This is a genomic window from Microbacterium sp. NPDC055683, assembly GCF_053617895.1.
Map to the genome: position 1 here is coordinate 1 of NZ_JBSHGQ010000073.1, position 7,680 is coordinate 7,680.

Sequence of the window (7,680 nt, forward strand, 5' to 3'; positions counted from 1 at the left end):
GCGCTCGCCGCGCCGCGCACGGCCCCCGAAAGGCACTCCATGTCGCTCCTCGCCGAGGCGGCGCCCTCCGCGGCCCCCTCTCCCGTCCGCCCGCCGCGTCGTCCGCGGCGTACGCCGTTCCTCCGCGGACCTGCTCTCCTCCTCCTGCCCGCCGGCGTCGTCGTCGCGGCGCTGACCGGATGGCCGCTCGTCCAGCTCGTCGTCATGTCCTTCCAGGAGTTCGGACGCGCGCAGATCTTCGGCGCGCCGCCTGCGTTCGTCGGGCTCGACAACTACGTCGCGGTGCTCGCCGACCCGCAGTTCTGGGCGGTGCTCTCTCGCAGCGTGGCCTTCTGCCTGGTGAACGTCGCCCTCACGATGGCGCTCGGCGTGGGCGTCGCGGTGCTCATGACGCGGCTCGGCCGCGGCATGAAGGGCCTCGTCTCCATCGGCCTCCTCCTCGCGTGGGCGATGCCGCCCATCTCGGCGACGACGGTGTGGGGCTGGATCTTCGACACCCGCGCGGGGCTCGTGAACCACGTCGTCACGGCGCTCACCCCGTGGGACCTCACGGGCCACTCATGGCTCATCGATCCGCTCGGGTTCTTCTTCGTCGCCACGATCATCGTGACGTGGATGGCCGTGCCCTTCGTCGCCTTCACGACGTTCGCCGCCCTCACCCAGGTGCCCGGCGAGGTGCTCGAGGCGGCGGCGCTCGACGGGGCGACGGGATGGCAGCGCTTCCGGCTCGTGACGGTGCCGTACGTGCGCGGCGTGCTCGTCGTCCTGCTCATCCTGCAGGTCATCTGGGACATGCGCGTCTTCACGCAGATCTACGCGCTGCAGACGATCGGCGGACTCCGCGAGGAGACCAACACGATCGGCGTCTACATCTACGCCACCGCCACGGCGGGCGGCGACCAGGGCGCGGCAGGCGCGATCTCGGTCATCCTGGTCGTGCTCATGATGGCGGTGTCGGGGTACTACGTCGTCCAGACGCTCCGCGACGAGGAGGCCCGCGCATGACCCGGCCGCGTCGCGCCGTCGCGCGCCTCGCCCTCAACGCGGCGGCGGTCGTCGTGTTCGCCGCGAGCGTCTTCCCCGTGTACTGGATGGTCAACTCCTCGCTTCTGCCCGCATCGGCGGTGAGCTCGTCGACGCCGCACTGGTGGCCCGACCTCTTCACGATCGAGAACTACGTCGGCGTCGTCACGGAGCCCTCCGGCAGCATCGCTTTCCTGCCCGCGCTCGGGATGAGCGTGCTCGTCACCCTCGCGGCCGTCGCGTTCGCGCTGCTGTTCGCGTTCCTCGCCGCGCTCGCGCTCAGCCGCTTCCGCTTCCGCAGCCGCCGCGGACTCATCGTCGGCGTCCTCGTGATCCAGATGATCCCCGTCGAGGCGCTCATCATCTCCACCTATCGGGTGCTCGACGGCTGGCAGCTGCTGAACTCGGCCGTCGGTCTCGTCCTCGTGTACGTCGCCATGGTGCTCCCGTTCACGATCTGGACGCTGCGGGGTTTCGTGAACGGGGTCCCGGCCGAGCTGGAGGAGGCTGCGATGGTCGACGGATGCACCCGCATGGGCGCCTTCTGGCGCGTCACGTTCCCGCTGCTCGGGCCGGGTCTCGCCGCGACCGGGGTGTTCGCCTTCATCCAGGCGTGGAACGAGTTCATCTACGCGCTCGTCCTCATGACGCGCCCGGAGGCGCGGACCCTCCCGGTATGGCTGCGCGCGTTCGTCCAGGCGACGAAGGAGACCGACTGGGCGGCGATCATGGCCGGCTCGACGCTCTGCGCGATCCCCGTCGTGATCTTCTTCCTCGTCGTGCAGGGCCGCATGGCCCAGGGCATGGTGGCGGGGGCGGTCAAGGGATGACCGCCCTGCCGACGGCCGTCCGCATCGGGCTCGATGTGGGCGGCACGAAGATCGACGCCGTCGCCCTCGACGACGCGGGTGCCGTGGTGGCGCGCCGCCGCTCCGCGACCCGCGGCGGCGCAGACGGCGTCGTCGACTCGATCCGCGACGCGATCCTCCGCCTCGACCGCGGCGGCGCCGCGATCGCCGCCATCGGGATCGGCGTGCCCGGACAGGCGCACGGTGGGGTCGTCCGTCACGCCGTCAACCTCGGCGTCGAGGAGCTCGCGCTCGCCGACGCCGTCTCGACGCTGTTCGACGTCCCGGTCGCGGTGGAGAACGACGTCAAGGCGGCCGCGCTCGGCGCCCACGCGCTCGGCGACGGCACGGGCTCGCTGGCGCTCCTCAACCTGGGCACGGGCGTCGCGGCGGGCATCGTCGCGGACGGGGCGCTGCTGCGCGGTCGTCACGGCGCCGCGGGCGAGATCGGACACGTCGCCGTCGACCCCGCGGGGCCGTCGTGCCGGTGCGGTCAGACCGGCTGCATCGAGACGCTCGCCGGCGGCGCCGCGGTGTCCGCCCGCTGGGGGCGACCCGGCGACACGGTGCGCGAGATCTTCGACGCGGCCGATGCGGGAGATCCCGCGGCCATCCGCCTGTGCGGCGATGTCGCACGCGGGGCGGCCGCCGCCATCCGCCTGCTCGCCCTCGCGGTCGACCCCGATCGCCTCGTCGTCACGGGCGGAGTCGCCGGCCTCGGTGAGCGGCTGCGCTCCGCGATCGCCGACGAGCTCAGGCGATCGTCCGCGACGTCGCCGTTCCTCCGCTCGCTGCAGCTCGACGCCCGCGTCGAGCTGCTCCCCTCCACGTCCCCCGCCGCGGCGCTCGGCGCCGCACTCCTCGACGCCCGCGTCCTCGTCTGAAAGGCTGGCCCCATGGCCGAGATCATCATCGTCCCCGACGCCGCAGCGGCCGGCGCCCTCGTCGCCGACGAGATCGCGCGGCTCATCCGCACGCGGCCCGACGCCGTGCTGGGGCTCGCCACCGGCTCGACGCCGCTGCCGGTCTACGAGGCGCTCCCGCCGCGCCTCGCCGGAGTCGACGTGTCGCGCGTGCGCGGCTTCGCGCTCGACGAGTACGTCGGCCTCGACCCCGCCCATCCGGAGTCGTACCGCTCCGTCATCACGCGCGAGGTGGTCGAGCCGCTGGGGCTCGAGCCCGCGCTCGTCCGAACGCCCTCCGGCTCGCTCGACGGCATCGCGAACGCGGGGGAGGAGTACGAGGCGGCCATCGCTGCGGCGGGCGGCGTCGACCTGCAGATCCTGGGCATCGGCACGGACGGGCACATCGGCTTCAACGAGCCGGGATCGTCGTTCGCCTCGCGCACGCGCGTGAAGACCCTCACGCGGCAGACGCGCGAGGACAACGCGCGCTTCTTCGACACGATCGACGACGTGCCGATGCACTGCATCACGCAGGGGCTCGGGACCATCCTCGCGGCACGGCACCTCGTCCTGCTCGCCTTCGGGGCGGGCAAGGCGCAGGCCGTCGCGGGCGCCGTCGAGGGGCCGGTCACCGCCTCCCTCCCCGGCTCGGCGATCCAGCTCCATCCGCACGTCACGGTCGTCGTCGACGAGGCGGCCGCCTCCGCCCTCCGAGACGCCGACTACTACCGGTACGCGTGGGAGCACAAGCCCGACTGGCAGGGCATCTGAGGATGACCGCCTTCGAGCTGGCCGTGCAGGATGCGGCCGGCATCGCCGTGGCCGCGCGGGTCGGCGCCGACCGCATCGAGCTCGCCTCGGCGCTCGCCCTCGGCGGAGTGACGCCGTCCCCCGCGCTGATCGAGCGGGCCGTCGCCTCGGGCACGCCCGTGCACGTGCTCGTGCGCCCGCGCGCCGGGGGATTCGCCTACGATGCGGACGACCGCGCGCTCATGGTCGCCGACGTGCGGCGGGCGGTGCGGGAGGGCGCCGCGGGCGTCGTCGTGGGAGGCACGGCGGCCGGTACGGCCGACGCCGACCTCGTGCGCGCGTGCATCGACGCGGCGGACGGACGCGAGGTGACCTTCCACCGCGCCTTCGACACCGTCTCCGACCGGATGGCCGCGCTCGACGCGCTCGCGGAGCTCGGCGTCACGAGGGTGCTCACCTCGGGCGGCGCCTCACGCGCCGTCGACGCCCTGGCGGAGCTGCGCGCGCTCGTCGAGCGCGCGGCCGGTTCCGTGCAGATCATGGCGGGCGGAGGAGTGGACGCCGACACGGCGCGACTCGTCGCGGCCGCGGGCGTCGACGCGGTGCACGCATCGGCGAAGCGCGTCGTGGTCGACGACGTGCCGATCGGCCTGGGTTCCGCGTCGGGTGCGGGCGGCGTCGCCTACGAGACCGCCGACGAGGAGGCCGCCCTGGCCATCCGCCTGGCGCTCGCGAGCTGAGTCGTAGGGCCGAGGGCCCGAACACGGCGAGAGGGCCGGAGGCGTGTGCCTCCGGCCCTCTCGCCGTCATACGCGCGTCAGGCGCGGCGGCGGCGCAGCATCAGCGCGAACGCTCCGGCGAGCCCGAGTCCGAGCGCGGAGGCCGCGAGGACCGTCGTGGTCTCTCCGCCCGTGGGGGCCAGGGGCTTGTCGGGGTTCGACGGCGCAGGGTTCGACGGCGCAGGGGCCGGCGACGAGGGGGCGGGCGTCTCGGCGGGTGCCGGAGCGCTCTCGGTCGGCGACGGCGCCGGCTCGCTCGGGGCGGGCTCCGTCGGCGCGGGCTCGGTGGGTGCCGGCTCCGTCGGGGCGGGCTCGGTGGGCTCCGGCGTGCCGGGGGCGGCGGGCTCCACGACGTCGATCGTCACGGTCGCCGGCTCCGACCACAGCGCTCCGTCGAAGGCCCGGAACGTGAAGCTGGTCTGCCCGAGGAAGCCCTCCGCGGGCGTGAACTGCAGCGCGGCGCCCGAGAGCTCCGACAGGGTGCCGTGCTCGGCGGCGACCTGGTCGACGATCTCGTACGAGAGCGCGTCGGCCGCGGTGTCGGCGTCGGTGGCCGACAGCACGATGTCGAGCGGCGTGTTCACGGTCGTGGAGACCGTCTGCGCCTCGGCGACGGGTGCGGCGATGGAGGCGAAGGAGCCCGACTCGATGACGACCGACGAGTCGTAGATCGCGTCGCCCGCGTCGGCGATCGCGAGCTTGATGTGGTTCGTCTGCCCGGCGTTCACGGGCGCCTCGAACGTGAGCGGCACGGTGAAGCCGTTGAACTGCGTGTCGTACGGCGCCGGCTCGACCGTGTTGTCGCGGAAGAGGTGGTAGTTGATGTCGGGGTTGATCGTGTTCACCGAGATGGGGAACAGCTCGGGCTGCCCGCTGTCGATCAGGGCGTGGTTCTCGCCGTTCACGTAGAAGGCGAAGACGTCGTTGTAGTCCGAGCCGACGTAGTCGAGGTACTCCTCGGAGCCGAACACGTAGGTGAACGTGACGTTCGAGGAGGCGGGCACGAAGTCGAACTCCAGCACCGCGGCGTCCTGCGTCGTGGTCGGCGCCACGATCGCGTCGAGGTCGGTGTCGCCCTCTGCGCCGTTCGACGCCGATGCGGAGGCGGTGTTGTTCGGGCCGAGGATCGACGAGTCGTCGTAGTCCGTCGCGACGAGCGCACCCGTCGAGAGGGCGATGCCGGCGTTGACCTCGAGCGCGGGTCCGAGGCCGTCCACGCGGCCGGCGGCCTCGGGCGCGCCGGTGTACACGATGTTGCTGACCGGGGTGTCGTCGCCCACGAGAGCGGCGACGAGCTGCTCGGCGGTGAGCGTGGTGAGGTCTTCTGCGGTCTGGCCCTCGGAGGCCGACGCCGGCGCGGCGCTGACGGCGAGGAGGGCGATCGACGCCGCGGATGCGGCGGCGAGGACGGTCTTCTTCATGCGGTGATCCCCCGGTGGAACGATGGCGCGACGGCCGTTCGGACGCGCGAGTCGCGTCCTCGGGGAATCATAGGCAACGTTCAGCGCGCGCACAACCTTCGATATGACGCGGCGTGACCGGGGGTTCTCCCGCGCGGGCGGGGGAGCTCATGCCTCCGGCGCGAACACCTTGCCGGGATTGAGGATGCCGTGGGGGTCGAACACGCGCGCGATGTCGCGCTGCAGGCGCCACTGGTCGTCGCCGAGCTCGTCGGCGAGCCAGCGTCGCTTCAGGACGCCGACGCCGTGCTCGCCCGTGAGCGTGCCGCCGAGCCGGAGGGCCGCGCGGAAGAGGTCGTCCGCGGCGTCCCAGACGCGCTGCGGCACCTCCGTGCCGTCGAAGACGAAGTTGGGGTGCAGGTTGCCGTCGCCCGCGTGCGCGACCGTGGGGATGGCGACGCCGTGCCGGCGTTCGACGCGCGCGATCTCGTCGAACATCTCGGGCAGCCGGCTGCGCGGCACGGAGACGTCCTCGATCAGCGCCGTCCCCTGCGCCTCGATGGCGGGGTGCATGGCGCGGCGGAACGCGAGCAGCCGCTCGCCCTCCTCCCTGTCGCGGGTGAGTGAGACGTCGCCGCCCCCGCGCACCAGCACGGCCGCGATCGCCTCCGCCTCGGCCGCCGCCGCCGGGCCGTCGGTCTGCACGGTCAGCTGGGCGGATCCGGGCGCCCCGACGACCTGCCCGAGGTGGGCGCTCACCGCGTCGACCGCTGCCGCGTCGAGGAGCTCCATGACGGCCGGCTGCGCACTCGTCGCCGTGACCGCAGCCGACGCCGCGGCAGCGGCGCGCACGTCGGGGAACACCGCGGTGAGCGTGCAGACCTCGCCCTGGACGAGCCGTCGCAGCTTGAGGGTCGCCCCGACGACGATGCCGAGCGTGCCCTCGGATCCGATGAGGAGAGCCGTAAGGTCGAGCCCCGTGACGCCCTTCACGCTGCGGTGGCCGGTGCGGATGAGGCGCCCGTCGGCGAGCACGACGTCGAGGCCGAGGACGGCGTCGCGGACGACGCCGTACTTCGCGCACAGGAGCCCGCCCGCGCCCGTGGCGATGTTGCCGCCGACCGTCGAGATCGCGCGGCTGGCGGGGTCGGGCGCCCACCACAGTCCGTGCGGCGCGAGGGCGGCGTTCAGATCGGCGTTGACGATACCGGGCTCGACGACCGCGACGAGGTCGTCGGGCGAGACCTCCAGGATCCGGTCCATGCCGCGCAGCGAGAGCGCGATCTCGCCGGCGCCCGCGTTGGCCCCGCCCGCGAGCCCCGTGCCCGCGCCGCGTGCGACGACAGGAGTGCGCGTCTCGTGCGCGATGCGGAGAACCGCCTGCACATCGCCGGTCGACGCGGCGTGCACGACGGCGAGCGGCCGGGCGTCGGCGCGGAAGCCCGACTTGTCGGCGCGAGCGGCCTCGCGGGCGTCCGCTCCGGTGTCGACGCGGTCGCCCAGCGCGGCGCGCAGACGCGCGACCACGTCGGTCATGTCAGCGAGCGGCGGTTGTGGAGGAGGCCCACGACGATCGCGAACACCGCGAACACGAGGCCGGCCCACGGCTGCCCGAGCCCCCACAGCGCGATCGTCGCCGCAAGGAAGATGCACAGCTCCACGACCGCGCGGACGAAGGGGTGCACGGCGACGACGGCCTTCGGCGAGACGAACAGCGCCCACACGATCGCCGCGAGGACGGGCGCCCCGATCCCCACCACGACGTTCCACGGGAACGCCCACGCGAGGAAGCCCCACACGGCCAGGGCGATCACGGCCACGAGCTCGCTCGCGAAGCGGAGCAGATCGAGCACGGTGATGCGGCGCGGGGTGACGCCGGCGGTCGCGGAGGCAGAGGGATCGGGCATGGCCTCCAGTCTAGGCGCGCGGTCGGCCGCCCGCCCCGGGCGGCCGACCGCGGGGGCTCCTGCGGCGG

At 73.6% G+C, this 7,680-nt stretch carries 8 protein-coding genes; 5 read left to right on the forward strand and 3 right to left on the reverse strand.

Going from position 1 to position 7,680, the window contains the following annotated elements; all coding sequences use genetic code 11:
- Positions 1 to 39 precede the first annotated feature (39 nt).
- From ACWGPF_RS17280 to ACWGPF_RS17300, 5 genes are read left to right on the forward strand one after another with little or no spacing between them, the layout of a single operon-like run.
- Entirely contained in the window at positions 40 to 1,005 is a 966-nt protein-coding gene (locus ACWGPF_RS17280; RefSeq protein ID WP_452333967.1) for a carbohydrate ABC transporter permease, read from the forward strand.
- Positions 1,002 to 1,853: a carbohydrate ABC transporter permease gene (locus tag ACWGPF_RS17285; RefSeq protein WP_345441768.1), complete on the forward strand. Its 852-nt coding sequence runs from the start codon at positions 1,002 to 1,004 to the stop codon at positions 1,851 to 1,853. Before ACWGPF_RS17280 ends, ACWGPF_RS17285 begins: the two co-directional genes overlap by 4 nt.
- Positions 1,850 to 2,755, forward strand: a complete 906-nt coding sequence (locus ACWGPF_RS17290) for an ROK family protein (protein WP_452333961.1) — start codon at positions 1,850 to 1,852, stop codon at positions 2,753 to 2,755. Before ACWGPF_RS17285 ends, ACWGPF_RS17290 begins: the two co-directional genes overlap by 4 nt.
- Before the next feature lie 12 nt (positions 2,756 to 2,767).
- A complete protein-coding gene (locus tag ACWGPF_RS17295) occupies positions 2,768 to 3,547 on the forward strand; it encodes a glucosamine-6-phosphate deaminase (RefSeq protein WP_452333962.1) in 780 nt (259 codons plus the stop codon).
- Positions 3,548 to 3,549: 2 nt separating this feature from the next.
- Positions 3,550 to 4,266 carry a copper homeostasis protein CutC gene (locus ACWGPF_RS17300; RefSeq protein ID WP_452333963.1) on the forward strand — a complete coding sequence of 239 codons (717 nt, stop codon included), beginning with the start codon at positions 3,550 to 3,552 and terminating at the stop codon, positions 4,264 to 4,266.
- A 77-nt stretch (positions 4,267 to 4,343) separates the two neighbouring features.
- Here the strand turns inward: ACWGPF_RS17300 and ACWGPF_RS17305 are convergent, their stop codons facing one another.
- The 3 genes from ACWGPF_RS17305 to ACWGPF_RS17315 form a co-directional block, all read right to left on the reverse strand.
- Positions 4,344 to 5,726, reverse strand: a complete 1,383-nt coding sequence (locus ACWGPF_RS17305; protein WP_452333964.1) for a choice-of-anchor L domain-containing protein — start codon at positions 5,724 to 5,726, stop codon at positions 4,344 to 4,346.
- A gap of 147 nt (positions 5,727 to 5,873) precedes the next feature.
- Positions 5,874 to 7,241, reverse strand: coding sequence for an FAD-binding oxidoreductase (locus ACWGPF_RS17310; RefSeq protein ID WP_452333965.1), 1,368 nt, complete (start codon positions 7,239 to 7,241; stop codon positions 5,874 to 5,876).
- The gene (locus ACWGPF_RS17315) at positions 7,238 to 7,612 is read right to left on the reverse strand and encodes a YrdB family protein (protein ID WP_452333966.1); all 375 of its coding nucleotides are present in this window, start codon (positions 7,610 to 7,612) and stop codon (positions 7,238 to 7,240) included. Before ACWGPF_RS17315 ends, ACWGPF_RS17310 begins: the two co-directional genes overlap by 4 nt.
- Between the last annotated feature and the right edge of the window lie 68 nt (positions 7,613 to 7,680).

What these genes read in the sequence shown, in the direction of transcription:
- ACWGPF_RS17300 (WP_452333963.1), top strand. Translation starts at nt 3,550, where the DNA reads ATGACCGCCTTCGAGCTGGCCGTGCAGGATGCGGCCGGCATCGCCGTG.
- ACWGPF_RS17285 (WP_345441768.1), top strand. Translation starts at nt 1,002, where the DNA reads ATGACCCGGCCGCGTCGCGCCGTCGCGCGCCTCGCCCTCAACGCGGCG.
- ACWGPF_RS17315 (WP_452333966.1), bottom strand. Translation starts at nt 7,612, where the DNA reads ATGCCCGATCCCTCTGCCTCCGCGACCGCCGGCGTCACCCCGCGCCGC.
- ACWGPF_RS17295 (WP_452333962.1), top strand. Translation starts at nt 2,768, where the DNA reads ATGGCCGAGATCATCATCGTCCCCGACGCCGCAGCGGCCGGCGCCCTC.
- ACWGPF_RS17310 (WP_452333965.1), bottom strand. Translation starts at nt 7,241, where the DNA reads ATGACCGACGTGGTCGCGCGTCTGCGCGCCGCGCTGGGCGACCGCGTC.
- ACWGPF_RS17305 (WP_452333964.1), bottom strand. Translation starts at nt 5,726, where the DNA reads ATGAAGAAGACCGTCCTCGCCGCCGCATCCGCGGCGTCGATCGCCCTC.
- ACWGPF_RS17290 (WP_452333961.1), top strand. Translation starts at nt 1,850, where the DNA reads ATGACCGCCCTGCCGACGGCCGTCCGCATCGGGCTCGATGTGGGCGGC.
- ACWGPF_RS17280 (WP_452333967.1), top strand. Translation starts at nt 40, where the DNA reads ATGTCGCTCCTCGCCGAGGCGGCGCCCTCCGCGGCCCCCTCTCCCGTC.